This is a genomic window from Mucilaginibacter sp. UYCu711 (assembly GCF_050433825.1).
Lineage (GTDB): Bacteria > Bacteroidota > Bacteroidia > Sphingobacteriales > Sphingobacteriaceae > Mucilaginibacter.
The window spans coordinates 179,248-206,068 of the sequence record NZ_JBNPWM010000011.1; the positions used below are offsets into that span (position 1 = coordinate 179,248).

The following is a 26,821-nucleotide window of genomic DNA, read 5'->3' on the forward strand; positions in this document are numbered from 1 at the left end:
TTTTGCAAATTTTTAATGCTAAAATAGGCATCTCAATCAAAAATGGCAAATTTTTAAGTCTAATTTCATTTTACTGGCAAATTTTTAAGTGTAAATAGCTAATATAGCTTTTATAGTCATCCATTGAAAAGCAAAACTTACCATTTATTCCTATTATAAACCATGAAAAATATAAAAAAAACGCCTACTGAGTACGATATGTTGATCGATGATGAACAAACCTTATTAGGGGAAATGGAAGAACACAGATCAACTCTTATCAATCTGGAAAATGAATTGCAGATCGTTCGCGATAAGCTAGCATTTATTAAAAGGGCGGTTCCTGAAAATGTTCAGATCAGCATCCACCATTCATACTGATTTAATTAAGTGGTGAAGCAACAATGATCGCAATGGAGCGCCCCGTATTTTCTACAAATCAATAACACTGCGAAAATACGGGGCGTCAAACGGGGTGGGCGTATGCCCGCCCGCCGGGGAGTCCGGCTGGCGGTGTCAATCAGCATAAATACTTCAATGTGTTAGTGCAGATTGACACCGAAGCGTTTATGCCACTTTAAGTGGCTGTGTTCTGAAATCTTTTAGGTTCAGGAAGAACCCACGATTGAACAATATCCCCTCCCTAAACAATTGCCATAACAGCGATGCGCCACAATTAGCCAATACTGAATTGATAAATAAATCCTGTTTAGTGAGGGCTTCGGCTAATGAACAGCTTGGTGTGTTATCGGCGGTTTCCGATGCGTTTAGCAGTTCCTTAAATTCATCAGTAACCAACGGCAGGCTTTCTACTGGCCGGTATAAATCCGAAGCGGGTTGCTTTATTTTCTCCAAAGTGGACAAAACCACCTGACCGCTGGAACGGCTGTTACCAAAATCCATCCAGTATTTGACATGGTTACGGCCACCGTAATTTTTTGATAGGTGTTTTAAGATTTCCGCTATTTCGTAACGGGCAGCCACCGTATCTACACAGGATATGGTAATCACCGCACTGGCTAAATCCCTGTCCGTTATGGATGATTTATCATAGCGCAAAGTTTCGGCTTTCCAGTTTGTGCCGAAAAAGCGGTTGATACGATTTATCAAAGCAACCGATTTGGGTTGCCCCAATTCGGCTGTAGTAAACAACTGCCTGCCGAGGTTGGCGGTATCAACGGTATCATCATCGAATACCCTGACAAATAATCCTGCATGGCCTAAAGCGATAAGCGAATGGTTCATCCTTGCCAATGCGGTCAACACCTGACCGCCTGTCCCCCCTGCACCAATCAAATTCACGGTAACTGGGTTATAGGGCTGTAATAATTCCTTTTGTATAATATGTACAGCAGGTTTATCTGTTTTTTTAGTTTTCATGTGATGATTTGTTTAAGGGTCAAACTGGTTTGCATTAACTCATTCTGTGGGAACTGCTCACCAGTTCCCGCAAGGGAACGCCACAAATCTGTGGTATTAGATTTGGTGCTGTTGTTGCCATTAATGGAATGGCTGAAATTGCTGTTAAAGAAATACCGCTCCCATGTTTGTATAAATTCCTCTAAACAGGTGCTTTTGCCGATATTGATTTGCACCGTCCCCATGCAAACCTGCCCACCTGCATAAATATTGAGATAAGGGGCATGGCAAAGTTTTGTGTTTTCCATTGGCTTGCCTTTCCCTTTTAAGGCGTGAACCGTTAAACGTTCCGCATTAGCTTTCCAAAGCATCGCGGGGACGTGAAATTTGCCTGACGGTATTTGCAGGCCATCTACAAAGAATAAGTTAACTTCCTGCGGTGGCGAATACCAAACCGCATAGCCGTTCGCCTGCTGATTGACATATAAAACGTTTTGTGGCAATAAGCCATTACTTTTGAGGTAACTGCTTTGCATTTCTTTTGAGGTCTGTAAAAGGTCTGCTAAGGCACTCATTTCGCTTTGGCTCAACGGATGGGCATTAATCGGCTTACCGCTTTTTCCAATATCGTAGCTTTCCACGTAGATATGCGTTTCCTTTTCGTCCCTTTGGAACTGGTTGATTTGCTCCTCCTTATCATGCCTGTAAATCAGCAGGGCTTTGAACGGCGCAAAGCCGCTGTTAAACTGTTGGGTGATGTTCTTCATGGTCGTAATCATTTAGTAAATCCCGTAAGCGTTCCATCAAATTGAACAATCGGGTCTCGAAATCAAAATCCTTGCGGTCGGGTTCAGGCATCGTATCAAAGAAATACACCGCTGTTGGTTCATCCATGACGGGCATTTCCTGAAAATTGGAATTAATCAATTCGTTGAGTTCATCTCTGAAACAATCCTTACCGCTCCAATAAAAGCCTGTATATTGATAGCAGGTAATACGCTCGTCCTCGTCAGGGTAAACCAAATCTTGGTGGATGCAGTCAGGTAAGGAGCGTTTAGGGTACTGGCGGTAAAGCTGTAAAAATTCAATAGCTAATAATTCCCATTCCAGTTCCCAATTGTCTTGATGGTGGTAATTCATAACAACCCCCTCCATCTTATTCAGCCAATCGGGATTTTTGATGATGGGCATGATATGACCACCTGCCCGTCTTAACTCATAAAGCGTATCTTCCTGTTCCTGCCGCCATTCTTTTTGTTCCTCGTCATTGTTGCCCTCGTCCTCCGCTTCGCTTGCCCATTGCTCTAAAGTATCGTAATGGTAATCCATAAAACTGCCGTTCTCGGCGTAAAACGGTATGTCCACCACTTGGTGCAAATAAGCGAACAAAACGGTAACCAGTTCGGTGATGCGCTCTTGCTCCGCACATTGCGACCAATTCCAGTATGCACGTACAGGGATATAAAAAAGGCATTGGCTTAAATCAAAAGTTTTGACCACCGATAAAACCGCCCGTTTTCCTTTATCTTGTAAAATCATGCAGTGATGTTCCGGGTCAATTTCCAGCACCTGTTTTTCTACTTCCTGCCAAGTGCTAAAAATATCCTGCGGAAAAGATAAATTACTTTGTGGTATAGCTAATTTGTAATGCTTACAGAGATTGGCAAGGGAGCTGAAATACTCCCTTGCTATCCGCTCCCTGTTACCTGAAAAAGTCCAAAACGGGAGGAAGCTGTGATTTAAAAAACCATTTCCGTTAGCCCTGCGGGTGCGCTCCTTAGCGGGTTGCGCCGCACCTCGTCGGCATCGGGCAGGCGGTCTAACCGCTCTGCCAGTTCGCCGAACAACTGCTGTATTTTCCATTGGTCGCCTTTCCTGTTAATTTTTACTATTCTGTTTTTTGTTATCGCTTTCATCTATTATCCTTTCGTCCCCATCGTACTTTCAAAACGGTACTGCGCTTCATCGTCCTTAATTTCAGGGCCGGTAATTTTCGCATTGGTCAGGATGGGATAAGTACCTGCATAGAAATTCTGCACATCGGCTATCGTAAAAGTGTCATTCGGGTCGGTCAACCGGATATCCTGTCCATTCTCTTTGTGCAGGAATACCCTTGGTAAAATCATCGTTTTCATACTGAATTTTGATTAATCGTTAAAACTGGCGGTTAATTTGTCGTAGGCTTCCTTACCCGCCTGCAAGGATTTCCGTTTGGCTTCGATGGCTTCGGCCTTGTCGGGGTAATCAGCTACATCGGGTAATTGGGCGAGTGCTTCGGCGTACTTGGTATTTTGTGCCAATGTCTTAACCTTGTCCAACGCTTCATCATATAAGCGTTTCTTTTCGGCTTTGGCCTCCTTATCGTCCTCGGGTGGCGTGAACAGGTTGCTATCATCGTCTTTGTCGTCATCGTCAGGATCGGTAACAGCAGTTTTATTGGACTTATCGGGTTTGGCTTTCTTGTTAGCTTTATCCAATTCGGTTTTATAGCTTTCAATATTGCTAATCAATCCTTTGGTTAACGTTACAGGTTCGGCGAGTTTGTCAAAAAAACCCTCGTCCAATTCGTCAGCGGTTGCCCTGAAAAGCATGGGTGGTAAGCCGTCAACTGCCTTGTCTTTTTTTAGGACTACCGAAACGGTTTGTAGCCCTTTATCATCCTGATGGATATTCAGCAGGAAATTGCCACTAAAGCCTAAACCTGCTAATTGTTGAAAAAAATTCGTTTTCATAATTTTAAAATTTGAAGTGATTAAATCCTGCGATGGCGAGTAAAATCAAGCCTGCCCACAGGCAAAGTGTTGCTAAAAAATGGATCACCCTTTCTATGATGACCGTAAAAATGAACCTCCCGTAAGAGGGGAACTGCTGTAGCCCCCCAATACCCCTGCGGTTAAACCTGCGCCTGCCGATTTGGTAGCGCAGAAATAAACCCATTATGGACAGTATCATACCTAAAAATGTGCTGTTCATGACTGTTTAATTTTAATGAGTTTAGTACCTTTTCTTCGTTGATAAACGGACTGGTAACCACTGCTTTCAATTACACCCGTTAACAGGTTTTTTGCATGGGTTATAGCGGCATCGTCTTCGGCTTTCATTTGGTAAAAGGCGAGTTCATCAAAAAACCGTAAGGTTTTCGCTATTGATCTAAGGGCGTTTCTTTCTGTTTTTTCTGATAGTATGCTCATGACAAATGTGTTTAGTTAAATAAAAGGTCTACGGCAGGTTTAAATTTCGGGTCGGTATGCCTGCCGTTCGCTACATACTGCGCTAAAGCATGCGCCGTAAATATGGCGTTGTAACCACCGAATAACTGGTCGGCAAATACTGCTGTACTTTTGTACAGTTCTTTTGAATATTTAGCCATCACCTTTTGGACTTCTTCGGCCAGTTCAAACCAAAAATCAACGCCGAATAGTTGGTCTTTCCACCCTGCGGTAATGCGCTCCTTATCATTCAAAACCGTTTCGGTCAGTTCGTTGAGATACCCTAAAAATTCGGGTATCTCCTTGATTAGTAAACTATGCAAAAGCCTTGCTTTCTGCACGTTGGTTAATAGCTGTAATGGTTGCATGACCTTAGTTTTTAATTAGATTTAGCGCATCTGCACCGCTCTTGGCGAAATCGCCGCACAGGTCAAAAGCGACCTGCCCCCTTTGCTTGGCTGTACCGTCCATAATAGATTTGAATTTGGCATCCCCGTCCTTGAAATTGCGGACGTTCTGATAATAACCGGTTATGGCATTGTATGCACCGAACAAAGTACCTGCGGTGGTTTCCATTTGCTGGGTCGGGTTGCCCATCGCATAGGCATAGGCGTTATCCACGATATTGGTGTAAGTAGTGGAAAGGTTATCAACCAAACCCAGTTCAAGATTGCTAACCACCTCTTTATTTGGTGCCATAGCGACCTGTATCAGTTTTTTAACTTGGTTGTCCGTGATACGCACCTTAGACCAATGATTAAACAGTTGCTCTAATTCGTCCGCTAATACATGGGATATGCCCATTAACGTATGCGCCTGTTTCAAACGATCATTAGCCGAAGCGGTATGCCGTATTTTAATACCGCCCGAATGGTTACGCAGAGCTGCATTGAGGGTATTATTACAAACGACACGGGTCGGGGTAAATGCGGCGGTGATACTGCCGAAACCATCATGCGAAGTGGTCAGGAACAAATATTGTTCTATTAAATCCTGTTTACCTACCTTGATATAGTCGGGCAGTTTAGCGGTAATAAAAATGCGTTCACCTTTACCTAATGCACCTGCGGTTTCGTATTTAATACCGCTTCCCCCACCTACGATAGCATCGAAGAACTGGAAAGCATCCGAATTTTGTACCACTTCGTAATCTTTACCAACTACACCCAACACCGAATTATTATCGGTGCGGACGGTCGAAAAGAAATTCGGTACATCCAGTTTGGGAAACTCGCCGTTGTCCAATTCGGCTAAATCATTAGCCAAAGAATTGGTAAATAAAGGCCGTTTCTCTACGGTATAATCTAAACCTGCGTAGCGTATCGCTTCCGCACTGGTTGGGTAATCTTCAACGATCTGCCCCAAACCGTGCCATGCTTTTTCCTTTACACTGAAAAAACTTACTTTATCTGTGTCGTTGTTATAAAAAAGATTGTGTGCCATGACTTTAATTTTTAATGTTAAATACCGTGTTTACTTTTTAGCTGATTAGTTGAATTGCTCGCTTGGTTTCAGCACACCTTTTTTGTCGCCTGCCTGTTTAGGGTTGTTTTTATTATCGCCTGTACCATTTTTAGCCGATTTTGTCAGCATATTGATTTCATCAGTACGAAAGCGCAGGCTTGCCTTTGGCTCACCGTCACGGCTTACCCAAGGTTCTGCGGTCATAAATCCCGAAAGTTGCACCAACATGCCTTTGGTTAAAAATGGGGCGATACCTTCACCCCGCCAGTAGGTGCAATCGATATAGGCTGTTTCTTCCTTTTGCTCCCCCTGCGATTTGTAATGGCGGTTTACCGCTACTCTAAAACCTGTTACATTTTTTTCTGCATTTACTGCTCTCACGGTAGCGTCTGCTACCAATCTTCCTGTGATTTCCATTTTGATAAAAATTAATTTGTTAAAAAATCTGTTCCTCAATGACCCATTCGGCAAAACCCTCATTTGGCCTTTGATAGAGGCAGAATACTTGCGCGGGGGGCTAGCGGAGCAAGGCTGCCGCAAAAAATACTACCCGGAGAGAAGCGGAGGTGTGGAGATTTTTTATAGCGGCACTCGCCTGGCCTTGGCCGCTGAAGAGGTGTAAATTCGCCTCAGCAAAGGCTAAATGAAAAGGAAATAATATTTGACAGCAGTCCGGGAAGCATTATGGAAAAGAGACTTTGTGGTTCTTCATCAATGGGCCTAAACCGGATAAAAGTTAAGCTGCCCTTCCGGCTACCATTGCCGGACGAGGCACCCGAAGGGCCTGGTTGAACTTTTAGCCGGATCGGTTGAAAGTGTGGGGGCCGGATCTTAAAATATCATAAAGATCAAGGCAGGAATGGAGCCGAGTGCAGCTTTGCCCGGCAAAATGAAATGAAGCGTGGTGAACCAGAGAGGCGGGAATGATGCGTTGAACAGCCGCTTATTATAGTACCGGCTCTTGCGCAAAGCAAAAGTGCATGTACATTTTCGGTAAAACGATAGTGATTGCAGCGGCATCCTTTCCGGGAAAGATACAGTGGAAAGCACGGCCCGGAGGGATCGAACAGTTATATTATTACCAGTGAATCTCTAATGCTGTTTTTAACTTAAAGGCCCAAGGGAACTGAATTATAATATAAATCACTCAAAGCCAGCTGAGGGCTAATAAAAAGCGGCTGTTAATAAGGTCGTATCTTTGATAAAAGAACAATAGTAGCATTTTTCAGAGGTCAAATGATTTAAATCACTTTCAAATCTGTTCATAATCATTATCAGATGAACTTGCAGTGACGAAATTTGCTCCCGTAACAAAGGAAGGTATAATTTCCTGTAAGATTGATTATTGCATTTAACAGGGTGTAATTTGTTATATTTGAAATGCTTTCCATTTTTATGTCTAATCATACTACACTTAACGCGGCGGTAATCGCCAATAAAACCTTACAGCGGTGCAAAACGGTAAAAGATCAGCTATATTGTTGCCCAAAGGTTTAACGGCAAATGACGGACAAACAGCCGTCCTTGAAGCCGCAGGGCTGTGCGGCGTTTGCACTGATCAGCAGCTTACTGTGGTGAAAGCTTTTGGTAATACTGCCGACTTTCTGAAAAATGAAAATTTCAATTTTAAGCTAAGCGAGCTATTACCGGATGAAGTGGCAATGCTCGTTAAAGCAGCTGCGCACCAAGCCCTGAAATCACATCAGCGGGTAACGCTCAGCGATTTGGATTTTGACGGTAAATATTCCGTAAGCATGGTTATCAGTCCCTATTTAGGCGGCGGGCTTGGGGGCCAGCAGTTGCTCATTCTGTTTACCAGTAACAAAAGAAAACCGAAGAACAAGTCGCTGATTGCACCCGGAGACATCAGGCAGCTAAACCTGGCTCACCTGGTCAGTTTGGAACAAGAACTTGTTGAGGCAAAAAGCAGCCTGCAAGCAGCGTATGAATTGGTCAACGCATCTAATGAAAATATACAATCCTTCCACGAAGAATTGCAATCGGCGAACGAGGAAATGCACAGCGCGAATGAGGAACTGCAATCTGTTAATGAAGAATTACAAACGATCAACAAAGAACAGCAGGAAACCAATTCTGAGCTGACCGAGTCAAATGATGACCTGAATAATTATTTTAGAAGCAATACCAACGGACAATTATTTGTTGACCATAACCTGTTGTTAAAAAAATATTCACCTGGCGCGGTCAAACACATCAATCTGCGGGAAAGCGACATTGGTAGGCCATTAGCGGATATTACGACAAATATCAAATTTGAAACCCTGGTTGCCGATATCCTGCAGGTTATGCACAACGGTAAAACCATTACCAGGGAAGCTGAATCTTCTGAAGGGAAAACCTACCAGGTTATGACCATGCCCTACATCCGGCAAAATACTGGTAAAACAGACGGCGCTATTATCAGCTTTTATGACATTACCGAACTGAAGAAATTACTGGCTGCGCTGGGTATCAGCAATAAAAGTCTGACCGACTCTGTTACTGCGATCGAATTGAGCAGTGAAATAATAAGCAAGTCCCTCGAAAAGGAAAAGCACTTGAATATGCTAAAAACCCGCTTTGTTTCTATGGCTTCGCATGAATTCAAAACGCCCCTCACAGCCATTCAGCTGTCGGCCGAGTTGATCGGAAGACTTGCGCAGGACCTGGATCACCCCATCATTAAAAAATATACGGAAACTATAAAAAATGCTTCCAAGAACCTGACCAATATCTTAAACGATTTTTTATCACTTGAACTGCTGGAAACCGGCAAGATCAATCCCATCTTGAGCCCGCTGGACGTGGTTAGATTTGCGGAAGATATTACAGAAGACATGCAGTCTCTTGTGAAACAAAAACAGCGAATTGTATACCACCATACCGGCCGGGGCCGGATGGCTACACTAAATCCGTCGTTGCTTAAAAATAGTATCATTAATCTGATCAGCAACGCGATAAAATACTCGGGACCTGCTTCTCTGATCGAATTTTTTACTACCATAACCAAAAACAAACTGATCATTATCATTAGGGATAATGGCATCGGCATACCGAAAGACGACCAGCAACATTTATTCGAAGCATTCTTTCGGGCACAAAATACCGGGAATATTCCGGGGACGGGATTAGGCTTAAATATTGTTGGCCGATATACAGAACTGATGAACGGAACGATAAGGTTTGAAAGCAAGGTTAACGAAGGGACCATTTTTACGATAACTTTCCCTTTAAAACCAATCTCCATTCAGGTATAAATGTCTGAAAATAAATAAATTAATACGCAACAATTAGCGGTACATTTACAAGCATACACCTTACAGGTGTATTAGCATAAACCCAAGGCCATGGCTAAAATTGTCGATCAACAGTACATTATTGCCATCGGCGCATCTGCCGGCGGTTTGGAAGCTGTTTCCGCCTTCTTTGATTACACCCCGCTGGACTCCGTGTCCTATATACTGATCCAGCATCTTTCTGCCGACTTTAAAAGCCAGATGGTGCAAATACTGGCACAACACAGCAAACTACAGGTTATTGAAGCTGTTGAAAATGTAGATATCAAAACCAATACCGTTTACCTGATACCGAGTAATAAATTTATGATCGTTAAAAAGGGCAGGCTCATCCTTTCGGATAAAAAAGATAAACCCCGCCCGCACATGACCATCGACTACTTCTTTACTTCATTGGCTAAAGAACGCGGTAATAAGGCTATTGGCATTATTTTATCAGGTACAGGTAACGATGGTTCGAAGGGGATCCAGGCAATCAAAGAGGCTGGTGGTATTGTACTGGTACAGGAACCAAATACAGCAGGCTTTAACGGTATGCCGCTGGCCGCAATTGCTACAGATTGCGTGGATAAAATACTTTCGCCCGAAGCCATGCCCGAGGTTATAGAAGAATATGTTAAGGACGGCCTATTGGAATTGCTGACCGATGAGCCAACGGATAAAATAAGCGAGGAAGAACTTGGAGAGATATTTAATCTGATCAAAGGCAACCAGCCGCTCGATTTTAGCGATTATAAGCGCCCAACGATCATCCGGCGCATTAAACGGCGGATGGTTGCACATAATTTTAATAAGGTTAGTACCTACCGGGATTTTTTAAAAAACAATTCTGTTGAAATAGACTTGCTGGCAAATGACTTCCTAATAAATGTGACCTCTTTTTTCCGTGACCCAGAAGCCTTTAAGATCATCGAGGAGACTGTTATACCCGATATCTTCAAAAAGAACAATAGTGATGCCCTGAAAATATGGGTGGCAGGTTGCGCCACAGGCGAGGAAGCCTACTCCATAGCTATTTTGGTGAAAGAGTATTTAAACAAAAACCCAACAAATATTGAGGTCAAAATATTTGCTTCGGATATTAGCAAAACGGCGCTGGATACCGCTTCCAAAGGAGTTTATCAGGAAGGCATCACTAAAACCGTTTCGAAAGAGAGACTGCAGCAATTTTTCACTAAGGAAGGTACGGCCTATAAAGTCAAACACGAGATCCGAAAGATGCTGATCTTTGCCCAACACGACCTGACCAAGAACCCGCCTTATTGTAACATTGATCTGATCAGTTGCCGTAACCTGTTGATCTATCTCAATGTGGTTTTACAGCAAAAAGTATTTGCATCGATGCATTTTGGGCTAAAGAAAGGCGGATATCTTTTTTTGGGGCCAAGCGAGAGCGCGTCTGTTATTAAACATGGCTTTACAGAGATCGGCGGCAAATGGAATATCCTGAAAAGCAATAAAACAGGACGGGCCATTCGGTTTGATTCCTTTTCATCCAATATGATAGGTGACATAAAGACAACGTCTGTAGAAGTAACTAAAAAAGCAATGGTACCTGTATCGAAATCTGAACTCACCGACCAGGTCAATTCGGCACTATTAAATGAGTCCGCGTTTAATGGTGTTTGTACCGACGAAAATCTGACTGTCGTTCAATCATTTGGTAATACAAAGGGCTATTTAAAAAACATCAACTTCAATCATAACCTGAACGACCTGCTGCCGGAGCATATTTCCATCGCATTTAAAGCAGCCGCTCACAAAGCTCTGAAGCTGAATGAAAGAGTGGTACTTAACAGGCTTAACCTGGAAGTTTTGGGTAAGGCGAAGAGCAAGCGGATTAATATTGTCCTAAGTCCCTTTTACCTAAATGGATCAGAAGAAAGATTGCTGTTAGTTTTGTTTATAGACAGCCAGACAAAAATGACAGAGAAACATGTGATTCATTTAGAAGATGTTAACGAATTGACCAGGGAACATGTGATCAGCCTGGAGCAAGAAGTCGCCCAATTAAAACATACACTGGATGTGGCGCACGAACGCATCGCCTCTTCTAATGAAAATATGCAGTCCTTTAATGAAGAGCTGCAATCGGCCAACGAAGAAATGCAGTCGGCCAACGAAGAAATGCAAAGCTCAAACGAAGAGTTGCAATCAGTGAACGAGGAACTGCAAACGGTTAATAAAGATCACCAACTCACCATAGACGAGTTAACAGATCTGAATGACGACCTGAACAATTATTTCCGCAGCAATATTAATGGCCAGCTGTTTGTTGACCGGGGTCTGCTGCTAAAGAGATATTCGCCGGGGGCAGTGAAGCATATCAATATCCGAGAGGGTGATATTGGCCGCCCGCTAAGCAATATCACGACGAATATCAAATTTGAAACTTTGATTGATGATATCAGGAAAGTCATCAATAATGGGGAGCCTATTACACGGGAGGCGGAAGCGATAGACGGGAATAGCTACCAGGTAATGACTATGCCTTACCTCAAAAAAAACAGTAAAAACCCCGATGGCGCGATCATCAGCTTTTATAATATCACCGAATTAAAAAAGCTGCTTAAAGAATTAGACATCAGCAATAAAAGCCTGGACGTAAGTAATGGCAATTTGGATAAAAGCAATAAAAGCCTGTTGCGGATTAATGCTGACCTGAATAACTTTGTTTTTGGCGCGTCACATGACCTGAGCGCACCGATAGTAAATATCGAAATGCTGCTGGAGATACTCAATGATAAGCTGGATACTAAAGATCCTGAAGTCATGGAATTATCCGGGTTGATGAATAAAGCCGTGACTAATTTTAAAGCGATCATCAGCGACCTTGCCAGGGTAGGATATATCGAATCGGAAGATATGGATAATAACCATGAAAGTTTCCCGGCTATTTTTGAAGAGATCAAAGAAATTCTGTCAGAAAAGATCAAGGTTTCGAAAGCCGTTTTTTATGCAGATTTCAAAATAAAAGAAGTTAGGTTCGCAAAAAAGAATTTGAGAAGTATAATACTTAACCTTGTTACAAACGCGCTAAAGTTTAGTTCTCCCGACCGTATACCAAAGATCAGTATTAAAACTGAGAAAAACGATGGGTTTATCGTATTAACGATCACGGATAATGGCATCGGTATTTCTAAAGACGAAGTAGATCAGATCTTTAAGAAATACAAGCGGGTTAGTGAGACGAGCGAAGGGACGGGCATCGGATTATATTTGATCCGAAAGATCGTTAATGCTTCGGGTGGTAAAATTGAGGTAGAGTGCGAAATGGGCAAAGGATGCGTTTTTAAGATATTTTTGAAATATGACTGAAATGCCCAACCCCAATTATTAAACGGGAAACCTATCTTTTCGCGGTTTAACATATCACAAAAGGATGCGATTCTAAATAAATCTATGGGTGATCTGTTTAAATACTGACAATTTTTTCAGTTAAAATTTTGGTGTTTTTGGCTGTAAATAACTGGATAGCCATCCCATGCTGGCGGCCGCGCTTTTACGGATCTCTGCGTTCACGGAAATTGAACTGGCTTTTAGGAACGTCCATCCATACAGCTGTCCATTCAGGAGATTGATATTGTTTGGAAAGAATTAGAACTCCCATTAAAATGTTATAATGATTCTTCAAAATATAAGTTGACCATATCTATCAATTAATAACAATTTACGGAATTGGAAAAACACTATACAAACAGAAGCGGCTGGCTACGAGCAGCGGTTCTCGGTGCTAACGATGGCATATTGTCCACCACCAGTATAGCCATAGGTGTCGCTGCCGCGAGTATAGCCAGACAGCCTATCATCCTGGCAGCTGTAGCAGGCCTTGCTGCCGGCGCTATGTCTATGGCTGCTGGCGAATACGTATCCGTAAGTTCGCAATCGGATATTGAAACTGCTGATATAGCAAGGGAAAAGCATGAATTGGATACCATGGCTGAAATTGAATTGAAGGAGTTGGCAAAAATATATCAGAAAAGGGGATTGAAAAAAGATCTGGCAATGGAAGTGGCCGTTCAACTAACTGCATACGATGCCTTGGAAGCCCACGCGAGGGACGAATTAGGCATTAATGAAATGACCCAGGCAAAGCCGCTTACAGCTGCACTGGCATCAGCATTATCTTTTATTACCGGGGGCTTCTTACCTCTTTTGGTCTCCATATTTGCTCCTTTAAAATTTATGCTGATGGCGCAATATGGATTTGCGATCTTTTTCTTAGCGACTTCAGCGATGGTTGCTGCCAAGGCAGGAGGGTCCAATATAAGTAAAGCTGTCTTAAGGATATGTTTCTGGGGCACGGTGGCGATGGCAATGACAGCGCTTGTAGGCTACATTTTCGGAGTTAAAACCAGCTAGTAGCTGAGACGAAGTAATTATTTCCAGTATAACACTTACTGGGTGTTTCTCAACATAAAACATTCATTCCGTGGTTGTGTTAGTATTTAATCTCCTATATAACGGAATAGGGTTTCATTATATAAAGTATTGAAATAAAAACAAATAAGGAATATTTCGTTATCTTTATCACCTACCTATATCGTTTTTTTTTCTTAATTATAAAAAGTCATGGCTAAAATTGTCGCTAAACAATACATTATAGCCATTGGTGCTTCTGCCGGCGGCCTGGAAGCAATTTCTTCATTTTTTGATTATACGCCACTTGACGCGGTTTCGTATATTTTAATACAGCACCTCTCATCCGATTTTAAAAGCCAAATGGCCCATATTTTGGCACAGCACAGCAAACTGGAAGTTATTGAGGCAATTGAAAACGTAGACATTAAACCAAATACAGTTTACCTGATCCCAAGCTCAAAGTTCATGACTGTCAAAAAGGGAAGGCTTTTGCTATCAGATAAAAAAGAGCAATCGCGCCCCTACATGACAATCGATTACTTTTTCAGCTCCCTGGCAAAAGAACGGGGTGATAAAGCCATCGGGGTCATACTGTCTGGTACGGGAAATGACGGTTCAAGAGGCGTCGAAGCCATTAAAAATGCAGGCGGCCTTGTTCTTGTACAAGACCCGGACACCGCTAACTTTGACGGTATGCCGCTGGCTGCCATTGCTACAGATTGTGCGGATATGATTATTGCGCCCCAAGCCATGCCGCAGATAATCGAAAATTATGTAAAAGCTGGCAAGCTTGCATTGCCGTCCGGTCAAAAACATGAGGAGATTACCGATGAGGAGCTTGGGCAGATTTTCAACCTGATCAAAGGAAACCTTCCCCTGGATTTCTCGGAGTATAAACGTCCGACTATCATCCGTCGGATCATTAGGCGCATGGCCGAGCATAACTTTAGTCAGGTAAATAAATACCATAATTATTTAAAAAACAATCCATCGGAGATTGGATTGCTGGCAAATGATTTTTTAATCAGCGTTACTTCTTTCTTCCGTGACCCCGATGCTTTTAAGATTATCGAAGAAAAGGCTATACCTGAAATCATCAAAAACAATAGTGAGGTGCTAAAGATTTGGGTGGCCGGCTGCGCTACTGGAGAAGAAGCCTATTCGATGGCGATACTGGTAAGGGAATATTTGACAAAGTATCCGAAAGATCTGGAGATCAAAATATTCGCAACGGATATCAATAAATCTGCCTTGGAAACGGCATCTAAAGGCATTTATCCGCAAACAATAGAAAAAAAGGTGTCAAATGAAAGGTTGAACAGGTTTTTTATTAAAGAGGGAGCGACCTATAAAGTGAAGCATGAGATCAGAAAAATGCTGGTCTTCGCTCAGCATGATCTGGTTAAAAATCCTCCCTATTGCAATATAGACCTGATCAGCTGCCGTAACCTACTGATCTATCTAAATATAACGCTTCAGAAAAAGGTCTTTGCCATGATGCACTTCGGGCTAAAGAAGGATGGTTATCTATTTCTGGGACCAAGTGAAAACTCCGGTGCTTTAAAAGAGGATTTTGATGAGATCAGCAAAAAATGGAATATACTCAAAAGTAACAAGACCGGGCGTGCAGTAAGGTTTGATACTTTTTCATCTCACGTAATGGAAGAAGCAAAAACTACCAAAATGGAAGTGAAAAAGCCTCTCCTGCCGTCTTCAAGATCTGCTTTGGCAGAACAGATAAATTCCTTCCTTTATAAAGAATCAGGCCTCACCGGGATATGTACAGATGAGAGCCTGATGGTTGTTCAATCATTTGGCGATATTACTTCCTACCTGAAAAATGAGAATTTTAATTTTGATTTAAATAAGTTGCTGCCGGATAGCATTTCCATTGTTTTTAAAGCGGCAGCCCATAAAGCATTAATGCTGGATGAACGGGTGTTGCTAAACGAAGTGAGCATTGAACCTGCGGGGACCTCGAAAAAGCGGGTAGTCAATATCACAATCAGTCCCTTTTATGTAAACAATTCGGTCGAACGGCTCCTGCTTGTCCTCTTTTCAGAGTCTAAAGCTGTTCACAGCGACGAAAATGTGATTAATACAGCCGATATCGCTGAAATAACCAAAGAGTATTTGATCAGCCTTGAAATAGCAAATGCGGAATTAAAGCATAGTCTCGACGTGGCCAATGAGCGTATAGCCTCATCTAATGAGAATATGCAATCCTACAATGAAGAACTACAATCAGCTAATGAAGAAATGCAATCCGCTAATGAAGAGATGCAAAGTACCAACGAGGAGCTTCAATCCGTGAACGAAGAACTGCAGACCATCAATAAGGAACATCAACTCACCATTGATGAGTTAACCGATCTCAACGATGACCTTAACAACTACTTCCGCAGCAATACCAACGGCCAGCTTTTTGTCGACCGGAACCTGTTGCTCAAAAGATATTCACCTGGAGCAGTGAAACATATCAATATCCGAGAGAGTGATATAGGCCGCCCGCTCAGCAACATCACCACCAATATTAAATTTGAGACGTTGAGCGACGATATCAAAAAAGTTATAGCAAAAGAAATAACTATTACCAGGGAAGCCGAGTCTATTGATGGAAAGATCTATCAAGTAATGACTATGCCATACCTGAAAAGGGGTAGTCTAAAGCCCGATGGTGCTATCATCAGTTTCTACGACATCACCGAACTGAAAAAAATATTAAATGAACTGGATGTTACCAATATAAACTTACAGGAATCTATCAAGACCTCGGAGGATGGAAAAGCAAAAGTGAGCCATGCATTAGAGAAAGAAAAAGAACTGGGCATTTTGAAAAGCCGCTTTGTCTCAATGGCCTCTCATGAGTTCCGGACGCCTTTAAGCTCGATACAATTATCTGCGTCCCTAATCGATAAATATTCAAAGCCATTCGACAATGCTAATATCAAAAGCCATATAGGTAAAATAAAAAGTTCCGTTGGTAACCTTACCGCGATCCTCAATGACTTTTTATCCCTCGAACGGCTGGAAGGTGGTAAAGTAGAACAGCTCCGGACCCTATTCGACATCGTTGAATTCGGCGAGATTATTACTGAGGAAATGCAAATGATCGCGAAGCAAAACCAGAAGATTATTTACCAGCATTCCGGCACCATAAGTAAGGTGAAGCTGGATCAGTCCTTACTAAAGAATTGTGTGATTAACCTTATTAGTAACGCGATCAAATATTCAGGGGAAGAAACCTTTATAGAGTTCAATTCAACAATAGACAACGCCTTGCTAACACTGGTTGTTAAAGATAATGGGATAGGGATTCCGGACGATGATCAGAAACATTTGTTTGAGGCTTTTTTCAGGGCTCACAATACCGGTACGATCCCGGGTACCGGTTTAGGGCTAAATATCGTCACAAGGTATACGAACCTAATGAACGGCAAGATAAGATTTGAAAGCAAAGTAAATGAAGGAACAACTTTTACAATGACTTTTCCGATAGCATGATGGTTAATCATGGCAGGATAAATTTCAATACTATAAATTATTGATCATAAGATACTTAAATCACCTCTTATAAAAGAAGGTATGATATAACGCGTTTTTTTATTTCCAATGAAATCTCAAAATTAACCTGTCTTTTTGTAATTTAAAACTGCCCAACTGTTCAGTACTATTGCAAATAGGCTGATTATTCCTAATTGCTTCGCGATATCCCTAAATCCGCTTCCTTTTAAAATGATCATGCGCATTACCTCGATCAGGTAGGCAACCGGATTGAATTTAGCAACTATTTTTGCCCAGTCTGGCATACTGTCTATGGAAGTAAATAGGCCTCCCATCAAAATAAAGATCATCATGAAGAAAAACATAATGAACATGGCTTGTTGCTGCGTCTCACAAAAAGTAGAGATCAATAACCCGAAACCTGAGATAGCCAGCAGATAAACCGCGATAAAACCGTAAAGCAACACCAGGCTTCCGACAGGCGCGATACCATAAACAATCCAGGAAACTGCGAGGCCCAAAGTAAATACAACATTACCCAATATCCAGAAAGGTATCATTTTACCCAGAATGAATTGGTACTTTTTAATAGGAGTTACATTTATTTGTTCAATTGTACCTACTTCCTTTTCCTTTACAATATTAAGGGCAGTCAAAAATCCGCCTATCATCGTCACTAGTATAGCTAATATCCCTGGAACCATAAATACATGGTAATTAAGCAACGGATTAAACCAGTTGGATGCCGCAATATTAATAAGAGTTTGCTGGTCAACTTTACCCGTTTGCAACAATTGAAGGCGGATATCACTGTTAAAATCTTTAATGATACTTGTGAGGTAAACTCCGCCCAAATTTGCTTTTGTGCCGTTTATGGCGTTTACGGCTATGAATAATTTTTGCCCGTTCTCGCGAACCAGGTTGCGTTCAAAGCCATGGGGAATCTCCAATATCAGATCGGCCTTATCTGTTTCAATTAATTTGTAAGCTTCCTTAAATGAAAAATTGTAACCCGTTAGCTTAAAATAGCCGGACGCGGTTATCTTCGAAATCAGTTTTTGTGAATAAGATGAATGGTCGTTATCTATAACCGCTGTGTTAATATTTCGCACTTCGTAATTGGCAGCAAGGGGCAGCACCAGCAATTGCATCACAGGCATTACCATCACGAGAGCCAAAATGGCCTTGTTTCTGAAGATCTGTTTGAACTCTTTCTGCAATAAAAATTTAATTATCCTCATGACAAACGGATTTTAAAACTCTTTAAACTGATAACCAGCATCGCCAACGTTATGCCGGTTAAAATAAGGGTCTCTTTCCATATCGCACTAAAGCCTAAACCCTTTATCATAATATTTTTCACGATGATATAATACCATTTAGATGGGATGATATTGGAGAACCATTGCAAGGCGACCGGCATATTCTCAATAGGGAACATAAAGCCGCTGAAAAGAATAGTGGGCAACATCATACCCATCAGCGAAATAAGCATAGCCACCTGCTGCGAATTGGTTTTTACCGAGATAAAGATCCCAATAGTAAGACAAGTAATGATAAACAATGTACTCTCTGCAAATAACAACAGGATGCTTCCGTTTATCGGCAGATCCAGTACAAATACACTTAATAACAGGATAGAGGCTACGTTAACGAGCGATAAAATTAAATAAGGTATTGCTTTTGATATAATAATTAGTATCGGTTTGACCGGCGACACTAATAGGATCTCCATTGTACCTGTTTCCTTTTCTTTTACGATAGATACAGCGGTCATCATCACACAAACCAGCATCAATACCAAAGCCATTACGCCTGGGACAAAGTTTGGTGCACCTTTAAGCTGCGGATTATAGAGCATTCGTACTTCAGGCTGGATTCGGTACGGTACGTTAGCTATTTTGTTGAGTTCGGCCAAATAGTCCTGGATGATAGCACCAACATAACTGGTTAAAGTTGTGGCACTATTTGGGTCGGATGCATCGGCAATTATTTGTATCTGGGCACTGTTTTGATGGTGCAGATCCTCGTTAAAGCCGGCAGGGAAAATGACCGCCATGCGGATATCCCCCCGTTTAAAAGCCGCGTCCAGTTGCTCAAGGTTCATTACCGATTTTTCAACTTCAAAATATCGGCTGGCTGATATGCGGGATATGAGCTGTTGCGATGCCTCATCTTTGGCTTGGTCTAAAACTACTATTTTTGAGCTCTTTACCTCGTTGGTAAGGGCAAATCCAAATATCAGTATCTGTACCACCGGCATCCCGAACAGAATAAGTAAGGTCTTTCTATCGCGCAATACATGTGCAAACTCTTTTTTAACAAATATCAGGAACTGTTTCATCTGTATAAATTTATTCGCCGCGTTTAGCGCCTCGTGCCAGTTTATAAAATACCTCATCCATCGACGCCGCTTCAAAACTATTTTTCAAATTTCGCGGCGTATCTAATGCTTTAATTTTACCATCCACCATAATGGAAATGCGGTTACAATATTCAGCTTCATCCATATAGTGTGTGGTTACAAAAATGGTCACGCCTTTGTCGGCTGCATTGTATATCAGCTCCCAAAACTGCCTGCGGGTAACCGGGTCAACACCACCAGTAGGCTCATCCAAAAAAACAATCTTTGGCTCATGTATCACCGCTACCGAAAACGACAGCTTTTGCTTCCATCCTAACGGCAATGAAGCTACCAGTGTTTTCGCCTCTTTCTCCAGGCCCAATTGATGAAGTAATGCTTCGCTTTTTGATTTGATCTCCTTATCACTTAACCCGTAGATCCCGCCGAAAAAACGGATATTTTCCACTACCGTTAAGTCTTCGTAAAGCGAGAACTTTTGGCTCATGTAGCCTATATTTTTCTTCAGCTGCTCTGTTTGCTTGTAAACGTCAAACCCGGCCACTGTCGCGCGGCCTGATGACGGTTTCGACAGGCCGCAAAGCATCCGCATGGCTGTGGTCTTTCCGGCACCGTTAGCGCCCAAAAAACCAAATATTTCGCCTTTGACAACTTCAAAAGTCAGCTCATCGGTGGCGATGAAATCGCCGAAACGCTTTGTCAGTTTATCCGTTTTTATAACTATTTCACCCATAATTACCCTTTTAATAGTTTAATAAAACTATCCTCGATCGTCGCGTCAGTTTTCTTCAACTCGGTGCCTGTCAATTGCTGTTCCTTTAAGTAAGCTTCAACCACATCAAGGCTCACCGGCTTGCTTTTAAAAGAAACATGCGCAAATTCTCCAAATGCATAACTGCTTAACACCTCCTTATAGCCGCTCAATACTTTTAATAGTAGGTGCATGTTGTCGGCCCTGATCGCATAAAGCTGGTCGGGGTATGAGCTGATGATATTGCCCGGTGTAGCTAATGATAAAATTTTTCCGCCCTGGATAAGTGCTATCCTGTCACATAAGTCAGCTTCGTCCATATATGGTGTTGATACGACAATGGTAATATTCTGCTCCTTTAGGTGTTTCAGCATTTCCCAAAACTCTTTCCGCGATACCGGGTCCACGCCGGTCGTAGGTTCGTCTAAAAACAAAACAGTCGGCTTATGGATTAACGCACAGCATAAAGCAAGTTTCTGTTTCATCCCGCCTGACAATTTACCGGCACGGCGCTTTTTAAAAGGCTCCAATTGTATGTAGATGTCCTTTATCAGGTGGTAATTTTCTTCGACCGTGGTATTAAAAATAGTTGCAAAAAAATTGATATTTTCCTCCACGCTCAGGTCCTGGTATAGCGAAAACTTCCCCGGCATATAGCCTACCCTGCTGCGTATCTTTTCATAATCTTTCACTACGTCGCAACCGTCGACCGTAGCGGAGCCGCCATCAGGAAGCAATAACGTGGTCAGCATGCGGAATATACTGGTCTTTCCCGCACCGTCTGGCCCTATCAGGCCGAAGATCTCGCCCTGGTTTACTGAAAACGATACGGCATCCACAGCGATTTTGTCTTTGCCGTAGAGCTTCGTTAAATTTTTCACAACTACCGCTTCCATCGCTTACAGTTTTACCTCGCCATACATACCTATTTTCAAATAGCCATCATTCTTCACCCTTATTTTTACGGCATAGACCAAGTTTGCCCGCTCGTCCTTTGTCTGGATGGTTTTTGGCGTAAACTCCGCTTTATCGCTTATCCATTCTATTGTACCGGGGTAAGTTTTATAGGTATTTTTGGTATCGTCAACCAAAACCTTAACCTGTTGGCTAACTTTTACATGCGAAATCTGATCGCCGGTAACGTATGCACGCAGTATGATCGAATTTAGTTCGGCTATTTTGTAAATAGGCTTGCCATTGCTGGTTACTTCATTTACTTCTGCATATTTAGTCAGTACCGTCCCATTCACCGCGTTTATGATCCTGCATTTTTCCAGTCGGTCATTCACCTGTTGTATCTGCACAGCCAAAGGTGCAGCCTGGTCTTCGAAATTGGCCGAAGTAATACCCAACGAAGATCTTTGCGCGGCTATCTGCTTTTTAACAACTGCTATTAGTGTATTGGCATCGTCCAGCTGTTTTTGTGTGGCGGCATCGGCTTCCAGTAGATTGGTGACACGGTGCTGTTCACGCTCGGCCTGGCGTAATTGCTCCTGTAAAGCGGCCGTTTGCGCGGCTATATCCGGCTTGCCGCCAAGCACGGCTTTTATCTGGGCGTGTAGTTGTTTCTTTTTTAAATAAAGCTGGACACTGTCGATATAACCTATAGTCTGGCCGGCTTTTAATTCCTGCCCTTCTTCTATATTAAGCTGCTTGATCGTCCCGGCCGCTTCTGCCGAAACGATGGTTTCCACCGCTTCAAAGGTGCCCGAGGCGTCGTATTTATCTTCGGTTTTATTGCAGGCGGTCAGGCCTGATAAAATTATTGCTGAAAGAATCAATATTTTTTTCATGATCTATATTATTGCTGGTTCCCGGTTGTTGTCTGCTGGTTGTATTGCGCCATTAATAATTGTGTTTGGTGCAGAACTTTATTTTGCCGTGCCTGGTCTTCGGCATTTACTTCGGTTAAAAAATCATTCCCGTTTATTACACCATTTTCCAGTTGTGCCATTGCGCTTGTCTTTACCTTATCGCGCAGCTCGATAATTTCATCATCAGAGGCTAACAACTGCTCATATTTGTTAATTTCCGCATCCTGTTGCTTTATCGTTAAATTGGTATTGAACAGGAAGGTCTCTTTTTGAACTTCGATATTTTCACGATTGATGTCGATCAGCGCCTTGTCTTTTTTCATGGTATAAAAAACGGTCGGCGACCAAGTAAGCTTGATCCCGCCAATATAATAGGCGTCAAAGCTATTGCTCAACATATTCAGACCTGGTTTACCGGCGCCGCCCTGCGCAAAGAAGCCTAACCGGGGCAGGGCCTTTGCCGTAAGCAGCTTGTTTTGCACATCGAGACTTTTACTTTGTTCACTATAAACCTGTAGCTCTGGCCGGTTTATTTGCCGGGATACACTAACAGGCTCAGGCCTTACCAGGATGATTCCATCGCTCCCGATTTTGCCGATAAACAGTTCCAGCATATCTATATAAGCTTTTCTTGACGCGCGCAGTTCGATGGTATGCTGCCTGTTTTTCAGCAGATCGGCTTTGATCAGGTCACCATTGCTTTTAAAGGCGGTGCCATTGTTTATAGCGGCCTGCACTTTATTTAAACCCAGTTGCAGGTCCTTTATCAGCAATTCATTTTGCTTTATCTGGTCGTCGATCAGCAAAGTGCCAAAAAACAATTGATTAACCCGCCCTTTAAGCTGGTACAGTTCAGCGTCCAGTTGTTGGCGGCTTATAGCTTCGTTGGCCCTTTGTAATTGTTTTTGCTGTTCCAACACCCCGCCTTCATATATAACCTGGTTCAACTCGCCGTAAACTTTATATTGGTCTTTGCTGAGGGCAGCTATATTTACACCGGGCACCTTGATAGGCACCTCGGTAACGGCCGACTGGTAAGTGGCCTGCCCGATAATATTAACCTGCGGCAGGTACCCTTTTTGAATATTGTCAATAGTATAGGCCGAAGTTTTTATGATTAGTTCCCGCTGTTTAATTAGCGGATAATTTTCTTCCGCTCTTTTATAACAGTCATTTATCGTGAGCTGTGATTGCGCGTTACTAACTGAAACGGCTGTTATTAGTTGTATGGCACCTAAAAAGATCAGCTTTTTCATTTTTTGATATTTTGATTTAGTCATTTGATTAAATTACGGGCAAAATTTTTTATTCAAGCATCAATTTCATCCATTGTGGGATCAGGGCTTTGCGCTCCGCTATCATTTGTACAAAAGTTCCCTCACTTACAGCACCCGAAGCGCCAAAGACCGGTTTCGCAATAAAAGGAAAAACCATCATCCCTAAAAAATTAAGAAAAAAGTGAATTGGGTTGACTCCAGGTTTTCGCTCGGCCAATTGTTTTAAAAATACTGATCTCATTACCTGGGATTTTAACTGCATAGCTTTACCAAATCGTTCCGGGTTACTACGTACCTCGCTCAATACAAAAATCGGCAGGTCGGGGTTTTTTAAAAGCATTTCAATATAATTAGTGGCTACCCAATCTATCTTTTCTTCCAATGATGTGCTAGTATCATTCAGCGCAGGCAAGATAAAAGCAAAAAGCTGCTCCACTTTCTCCAGCATAATGATCTCGAAAAGTTTTTCCTTGCTGCGGAAATAATAGTTCAAAAGTGCCAGGTTAAGGCCAGCCTGCTCGGCAATATCCCGGGTTTTGGTAGCCGCATACCCTTTTTTTGTAAATACGATGCGTGCTGCTTCTTTAAATTTTTCCTCCGTAGAAAGGTTGATCTCTGCTTTTGATTGTTCCATTACATTTATACTATGTTATAAGCGTACAAATATAAAGAAGATATCTTATTTTAATCAAAATATTTAATCATTTGATTAATTCAAACGATTAATTTACTTTGTTTGCTTTGTTTATCTCGAATGCACAATGGTATTTATGCCGAAGGAAATATAAATAATCCTTGATTTCATAATTGCGGTTTCATTTTCACGATTGCAAGTTACCATTCGCCGATACTAAAAGCATGTTCTAAATCACGATTCCGGCTGACCTCCATCAATAAAAGAAACGGTTGATCTGCCTAAGTTTGACTGATGCCCATAAATAGGAAAACATTATTTAGCTACGAACCGAACCCGCAATTTACCTTACCCGTGGCATACTTTTGCATGGAATTCGCCATCGATCAGTCACTGAAGATCTATAGCGGCGGCCTTGGATTTCTCTCTGGCTCCCATCTCAAAAGTGCCTATCAGCTTAAACAAAACCTAATCGGTGTTGGCCTGTTGTGGAAGTACGGCTATTACGACCAGGGTAGAAACGGTAACGCCCTGATGGCGGCGGAATTCATTGAAAAGAAATATTCATTTTTGGATGATACGGGGCTGATAGTTACTGTGCAGGTACACGATGCTCCGGTTCATGTCAAAGTTTTCCTGCTGAAACCGGAAACCTTCGGTTCAGCACCGCTGTTGCTATTAAGCACAGATATACCGGATAACGATGACCTTTCTCAGTCTATCACCCACTGCCTTTATGACTCCAACGAGTCTACAAGGATTGCCCAGAGCATTGTATTAGGCATTGGCGGTGCCATGGCGCTGGATCAACTTGGCCTCACCCCGGCGGTCTATCACCTAAATGAGGGACATGGCGTAGCATTGAACTTCTATTTATATGCTAAGTTCAAAAGTTTGGCGGAGGTGCAAAAGCGGGTAGTGTTCACAACCCACACACCAGAAAGCGCCGGAAATGAAGCGCATAACTTTAATCTGCTTGAGGAAATGTCTTTCTTTTACCGCCTTCCCCAACAGGATGTAAGATCGTTGTTGGGTTTGGATGGCCCCAATTTTAATTACACCCTTGCGGCTCTTAAGTTTGCGAAAAGGGCGAATGGGGTCTCAAAAATGCATGGAGCAGTTGCCAGGCAAATGTGGGGATCGGAAAAGGGCGTTTGTGATATCATTTCGATCACCAACGCGCAAAATAAAGCCTATTGGGGGGATGTAGAGATAGACCTCACCATCTCAACGAATAACGGGCAGGCTTTCTATGCCCGTAAAAAAGAACTAAAAAGGCAGCTTTTTAAAGTAGTGGCTAATCAATGCGGGAAATTATTTGATGAAAATGTCCTGACGATCGTTTGGGCGAGGCGTTTCGCAGGTTATAAACGTGCCGATCTGCTGATGTACGACTGGGAACGATTTATCAGGCTGGTCAGTAACAGCCAATACCCGGTTCAATTGATCTGGGCGGGTAAACCCTACCCCGAGGACACCGCCGGAATTGACCTTTTCAACTATATCATCACTAAATCTAAGCCATTTGCCAATTGTGCCGTACTGACCGGGTATGAACTCGAATTATCGGCCTGCTTAAAAAAAGGATCTGATACCTGGCTTAATAACCCAAGGATGTATCATGAAGCCTCTGGGACAAGCGGCATGACAGCAGCCATGAACGGTTCGTTAAATTTATCTATGCCTGATGGCTGGGTGCCTGAATTTGCCAGGGATGGTGAGAATTGCTTTTTGATACCGCCCGCAAACCAGTCACTGGCAGTTGATGAGAAAGACAGATTGGAAAATATTAACTTAATGGATACCCTTGAAAACCAGGTTTTACCGATGTATTACCTGGATAAGTTAAAATGGATGCGCCTAGTTAAAAAAGCCGCTGAAGACGTAGTTCCCCTATTTGATGCGGACAGGTTAGCCGGGGAATATTATGAATTGATGTACACCGTTTAATCTGCCATAATGAAAACACTACTGGTAATTAATGATTATTCCACTGCCGCAAGCTATGCTGCAAAGTTCGCTTTGTCCATTGCGCAAAAGGTGAAGGCCAATTTAATCCTGCTGAACGCGGCTATCCCCGTAAATATTCTGCCGGACATTGAGTATAAATTTGTGCCCGAAAGCAGGCAGGCAGCCTATATTGAGTTGCTGGAAATCCCTTTGGCAGAACAGCTGATGATGCAAAATCAATCCGACAAAAAGTTCAGGCCGGAGATCATGGGAATAGACCCTGCAGATTTTTCAGATGAGGAAATGATGCCCTTTATTCAGCAACAGGATATCTGGATGGTGGTAAAGGGGATTCCGGGCGAAGAAGCCTTCCCCCTGCATAGCGCAGCAAGTATACAAGCAATTTTGAACCAGGTAAAATGCCCTATGCTCCTCGTGCCGGAAAGACTGGAAATAAAAGACTTTAAGTGCATCGTGCATACCGTTGATCTGCGCTACTGTAAGTTACCGCTGTTGAATTATTTGGTTGAACTGGCGACACCGTATCAGGCCAGCCTTGTGCTCGCACATATGCCAATGAGCGGTTTGCCGCCTATGGAAACGAAAGACGCCCTTGATATCTTTAATGAACAAATAAGCAGCCACCTCCGATATGATAAGCTTTTCTTCGACCAGATCAAAGAAAAAAACCTTGAAAAGGTATATGATGTATTGGCTTACGGCATGAATACGGACTTGCTGACAGTGGTCAATCATCGGTTTCACTTTCAGAAAATCGTCAGCCAATATCAAAGCTATACACTGCCCACGCACATTACTGTACCTCTGCTCGTTTTTCCGAATTGAAATTCCGGTAATAT

At 42.5% G+C, this 26,821-nt stretch carries 24 protein-coding genes; 7 read left to right on the forward strand and 17 right to left on the reverse strand.

Annotation, left to right across the window (positions count from 1 at the left end; genetic code table 11):
- Positions 1-162: 162 nt before the first annotated feature.
- Positions 163-360 (forward strand): hypothetical protein, encoded by a 198-nt coding sequence (locus ABIB50_RS22030; protein ID WP_429383361.1) that lies wholly within the window; start codon positions 163-165, stop codon positions 358-360.
- 186 nt (positions 361-546) lie between these two features.
- On the opposite strand, the gene ABIB50_RS22035 is transcribed toward ABIB50_RS22030, so the two are convergent.
- The 10 genes from ABIB50_RS22035 to ABIB50_RS22080 all read right to left on the reverse strand — a co-directional run bounded on the left by ABIB50_RS22035 (position 547) and on the right by ABIB50_RS22080 (position 6,428).
- Positions 547-1,359 carry a PRTRC system ThiF family protein gene (locus tag ABIB50_RS22035; protein WP_429383363.1) on the reverse strand — a complete coding sequence of 271 codons (813 nt, stop codon included), beginning with the start codon at positions 1,357-1,359 and terminating at the stop codon, positions 547-549.
- A complete protein-coding gene (locus ABIB50_RS22040) occupies positions 1,356-2,105 on the reverse strand; it encodes a PRTRC system protein B (protein WP_429383365.1) in 750 nt (249 codons plus the stop codon). The genes ABIB50_RS22035 and ABIB50_RS22040 overlap by 4 nt, the downstream gene beginning before the upstream one ends.
- Positions 2,080-2,877, reverse strand: a complete 798-nt coding sequence (locus ABIB50_RS22045) for a hypothetical protein (RefSeq protein ID WP_429383367.1) — start codon at positions 2,875-2,877, stop codon at positions 2,080-2,082. Before ABIB50_RS22045 ends, ABIB50_RS22040 begins: the two co-directional genes overlap by 26 nt.
- 200 nt (positions 2,878-3,077) lie before the next feature.
- A complete protein-coding gene (locus tag ABIB50_RS22050; protein WP_429383369.1) occupies positions 3,078-3,254 on the reverse strand; it encodes a hypothetical protein in 177 nt (58 codons plus the stop codon).
- Positions 3,255-3,257: 3 nt separating this feature from the next.
- A complete protein-coding gene (locus tag ABIB50_RS22055; protein ID WP_429376268.1) occupies positions 3,258-3,473 on the reverse strand; it encodes a PRTRC system protein C in 216 nt (71 codons plus the stop codon).
- A gap of 12 nt (positions 3,474-3,485) precedes the next feature.
- Positions 3,486-4,070, reverse strand: a complete 585-nt coding sequence (locus ABIB50_RS22060) for a PRTRC system protein E (RefSeq protein WP_429383371.1) — start codon at positions 4,068-4,070, stop codon at positions 3,486-3,488.
- A gap of 237 nt (positions 4,071-4,307) precedes the next feature.
- Positions 4,308-4,529, reverse strand: coding sequence for a hypothetical protein (locus ABIB50_RS22065; protein ID WP_429383372.1), 222 nt, complete (start codon positions 4,527-4,529; stop codon positions 4,308-4,310).
- An 11-nt stretch (positions 4,530-4,540) separates the two neighbouring features.
- Positions 4,541-4,915, reverse strand: coding sequence for a hypothetical protein (locus ABIB50_RS22070; protein ID WP_429383374.1), 375 nt, complete (start codon positions 4,913-4,915; stop codon positions 4,541-4,543).
- Between the two features lie 4 nt (positions 4,916-4,919).
- Positions 4,920-5,990 carry a DUF932 domain-containing protein gene (locus ABIB50_RS22075; protein WP_429383375.1) on the reverse strand — a complete coding sequence of 357 codons (1,071 nt, stop codon included), beginning with the start codon at positions 5,988-5,990 and terminating at the stop codon, positions 4,920-4,922.
- Between the two features lie 45 nt (positions 5,991-6,035).
- Complete coding sequence (locus tag ABIB50_RS22080; protein WP_429383376.1) at positions 6,036-6,428, reverse strand: single-stranded DNA-binding protein; 393 nt, start codon at positions 6,426-6,428, stop codon at positions 6,036-6,038.
- Positions 6,429-7,462: 1,034 nt separating this feature from the next.
- On the opposite strand from ABIB50_RS22080, the gene ABIB50_RS22085 reads away from it, so the two are divergent.
- The 4 genes from ABIB50_RS22085 to ABIB50_RS22100 all read left to right on the forward strand — a co-directional run bounded on the left by ABIB50_RS22085 (position 7,463) and on the right by ABIB50_RS22100 (position 17,173).
- Entirely contained in the window at positions 7,463-9,268 is a 1,806-nt protein-coding gene (locus tag ABIB50_RS22085) for an ATP-binding protein (protein ID WP_429383378.1), read from the forward strand.
- Between the two features lie 90 nt (positions 9,269-9,358).
- Entirely contained in the window at positions 9,359-12,625 is a 3,267-nt protein-coding gene (locus tag ABIB50_RS22090; protein WP_429383379.1) for a CheR family methyltransferase, read from the forward strand.
- Positions 12,626-12,985: 360 nt separating this feature from the next.
- Positions 12,986-13,669, forward strand: a complete 684-nt coding sequence (locus ABIB50_RS22095) for a VIT1/CCC1 transporter family protein (RefSeq protein WP_429383380.1) — start codon at positions 12,986-12,988, stop codon at positions 13,667-13,669.
- Between the two features lie 210 nt (positions 13,670-13,879).
- Positions 13,880-17,173 (forward strand): CheR family methyltransferase, encoded by a 3,294-nt coding sequence (locus tag ABIB50_RS22100; RefSeq protein WP_429383382.1) that lies wholly within the window; start codon positions 13,880-13,882, stop codon positions 17,171-17,173.
- A 122-nt stretch (positions 17,174-17,295) separates the two neighbouring features.
- Here ABIB50_RS22100 and ABIB50_RS22105 read toward each other — a convergent pair whose 3' ends face one another.
- Genes ABIB50_RS22105 through ABIB50_RS22135 form a run of 7 tightly spaced genes read right to left on the reverse strand, consistent with a single transcriptional unit; the run spans position 17,296 to position 24,011 of the window.
- Entirely contained in the window at positions 17,296-18,414 is a 1,119-nt protein-coding gene (locus ABIB50_RS22105) for an ABC transporter permease (protein WP_429383383.1), read from the reverse strand.
- Positions 18,411-19,517: an ABC transporter permease gene (locus tag ABIB50_RS22110; RefSeq protein ID WP_429383384.1), complete on the reverse strand. Its 1,107-nt coding sequence runs from the start codon at positions 19,515-19,517 to the stop codon at positions 18,411-18,413. Before ABIB50_RS22110 ends, ABIB50_RS22105 begins: the two co-directional genes overlap by 4 nt.
- A 10-nt stretch (positions 19,518-19,527) precedes the next feature.
- The gene (locus ABIB50_RS22115) at positions 19,528-20,268 is read right to left on the reverse strand and encodes an ABC transporter ATP-binding protein (protein WP_429383386.1); all 741 of its coding nucleotides are present in this window, start codon (positions 20,266-20,268) and stop codon (positions 19,528-19,530) included.
- Positions 20,269-20,270: 2 nt separating this feature from the next.
- Positions 20,271-21,182, reverse strand: coding sequence for an ABC transporter ATP-binding protein (locus tag ABIB50_RS22120; RefSeq protein WP_429383387.1), 912 nt, complete (start codon positions 21,180-21,182; stop codon positions 20,271-20,273).
- 3 nt (positions 21,183-21,185) lie between these two features.
- Entirely contained in the window at positions 21,186-22,079 is an 894-nt protein-coding gene (locus tag ABIB50_RS22125) for an HlyD family secretion protein (protein ID WP_429383388.1), read from the reverse strand.
- Between the two features lie 8 nt (positions 22,080-22,087).
- Complete coding sequence (locus ABIB50_RS22130; RefSeq protein ID WP_429383390.1) at positions 22,088-23,380, reverse strand: TolC family protein; 1,293 nt, start codon at positions 23,378-23,380, stop codon at positions 22,088-22,090.
- A 25-nt stretch (positions 23,381-23,405) separates the two neighbouring features.
- Entirely contained in the window at positions 23,406-24,011 is a 606-nt protein-coding gene (locus tag ABIB50_RS22135; RefSeq protein ID WP_429383391.1) for a TetR/AcrR family transcriptional regulator, read from the reverse strand.
- 294 nt (positions 24,012-24,305) lie between these two features.
- On the opposite strand from ABIB50_RS22135, the gene glgP reads away from it, so the two are divergent.
- Both glgP and ABIB50_RS22145 read left to right on the forward strand, forming a co-directional pair.
- On the forward strand, positions 24,306-25,961 hold the full coding sequence (glgP, locus tag ABIB50_RS22140; protein WP_429383392.1) for an alpha-glucan family phosphorylase: 1,656 nt from the start codon (positions 24,306-24,308) through the stop codon (positions 25,959-25,961).
- 9 nt (positions 25,962-25,970) lie between these two features.
- Entirely contained in the window at positions 25,971-26,807 is an 837-nt protein-coding gene (locus ABIB50_RS22145) for a universal stress protein (RefSeq protein WP_429383393.1), read from the forward strand.
- Positions 26,808-26,821 lie beyond the last annotated feature (14 nt).

What these genes read in the sequence shown, in the direction of transcription:
- ABIB50_RS22030 (WP_429383361.1), top strand. Translation starts at nt 163, where the DNA reads ATGAAAAATATAAAAAAAACGCCTACTGAGTACGATATGTTGATCGAT.
- ABIB50_RS22035 (WP_429383363.1), bottom strand. Translation starts at nt 1,359, where the DNA reads ATGAAAACTAAAAAAACAGATAAACCTGCTGTACATATTATACAAAAG.
- ABIB50_RS22040 (WP_429383365.1), bottom strand. Translation starts at nt 2,105, where the DNA reads ATGAAGAACATCACCCAACAGTTTAACAGCGGCTTTGCGCCGTTCAAA.
- ABIB50_RS22045 (WP_429383367.1), bottom strand. Translation starts at nt 2,877, where the DNA reads ATGATTTTACAAGATAAAGGAAAACGGGCGGTTTTATCGGTGGTCAAA.
- ABIB50_RS22050 (WP_429383369.1), bottom strand. Translation starts at nt 3,254, where the DNA reads ATGAAAGCGATAACAAAAAACAGAATAGTAAAAATTAACAGGAAAGGC.
- ABIB50_RS22055 (WP_429376268.1), bottom strand. Translation starts at nt 3,473, where the DNA reads ATGAAAACGATGATTTTACCAAGGGTATTCCTGCACAAAGAGAATGGA.
- ABIB50_RS22060 (WP_429383371.1), bottom strand. Translation starts at nt 4,070, where the DNA reads ATGAAAACGAATTTTTTTCAACAATTAGCAGGTTTAGGCTTTAGTGGC.
- ABIB50_RS22065 (WP_429383372.1), bottom strand. Translation starts at nt 4,529, where the DNA reads ATGAGCATACTATCAGAAAAAACAGAAAGAAACGCCCTTAGATCAATA.
- ABIB50_RS22070 (WP_429383374.1), bottom strand. Translation starts at nt 4,915, where the DNA reads ATGCAACCATTACAGCTATTAACCAACGTGCAGAAAGCAAGGCTTTTG.
- ABIB50_RS22075 (WP_429383375.1), bottom strand. Translation starts at nt 5,990, where the DNA reads ATGGCACACAATCTTTTTTATAACAACGACACAGATAAAGTAAGTTTT.
- ABIB50_RS22080 (WP_429383376.1), bottom strand. Translation starts at nt 6,428, where the DNA reads ATGGAAATCACAGGAAGATTGGTAGCAGACGCTACCGTGAGAGCAGTA.
- ABIB50_RS22090 (WP_429383379.1), top strand. Translation starts at nt 9,359, where the DNA reads ATGGCTAAAATTGTCGATCAACAGTACATTATTGCCATCGGCGCATCT.
- ABIB50_RS22100 (WP_429383382.1), top strand. Translation starts at nt 13,880, where the DNA reads ATGGCTAAAATTGTCGCTAAACAATACATTATAGCCATTGGTGCTTCT.
- ABIB50_RS22105 (WP_429383383.1), bottom strand. Translation starts at nt 18,414, where the DNA reads ATGAGGATAATTAAATTTTTATTGCAGAAAGAGTTCAAACAGATCTTC.
- ABIB50_RS22110 (WP_429383384.1), bottom strand. Translation starts at nt 19,517, where the DNA reads ATGAAACAGTTCCTGATATTTGTTAAAAAAGAGTTTGCACATGTATTG.
- ABIB50_RS22115 (WP_429383386.1), bottom strand. Translation starts at nt 20,268, where the DNA reads ATGGGTGAAATAGTTATAAAAACGGATAAACTGACAAAGCGTTTCGGC.
- ABIB50_RS22120 (WP_429383387.1), bottom strand. Translation starts at nt 21,182, where the DNA reads ATGGAAGCGGTAGTTGTGAAAAATTTAACGAAGCTCTACGGCAAAGAC.
- ABIB50_RS22125 (WP_429383388.1), bottom strand. Translation starts at nt 22,079, where the DNA reads ATGAAAAAAATATTGATTCTTTCAGCAATAATTTTATCAGGCCTGACC.
- ABIB50_RS22130 (WP_429383390.1), bottom strand. Translation starts at nt 23,380, where the DNA reads ATGACTAAATCAAAATATCAAAAAATGAAAAAGCTGATCTTTTTAGGT.
- ABIB50_RS22135 (WP_429383391.1), bottom strand. Translation starts at nt 24,011, where the DNA reads ATGGAACAATCAAAAGCAGAGATCAACCTTTCTACGGAGGAAAAATTT.
- glgP (WP_429383392.1), top strand. Translation starts at nt 24,306, where the DNA reads ATGCCCATAAATAGGAAAACATTATTTAGCTACGAACCGAACCCGCAA.
- ABIB50_RS22145 (WP_429383393.1), top strand. Translation starts at nt 25,971, where the DNA reads ATGAAAACACTACTGGTAATTAATGATTATTCCACTGCCGCAAGCTAT.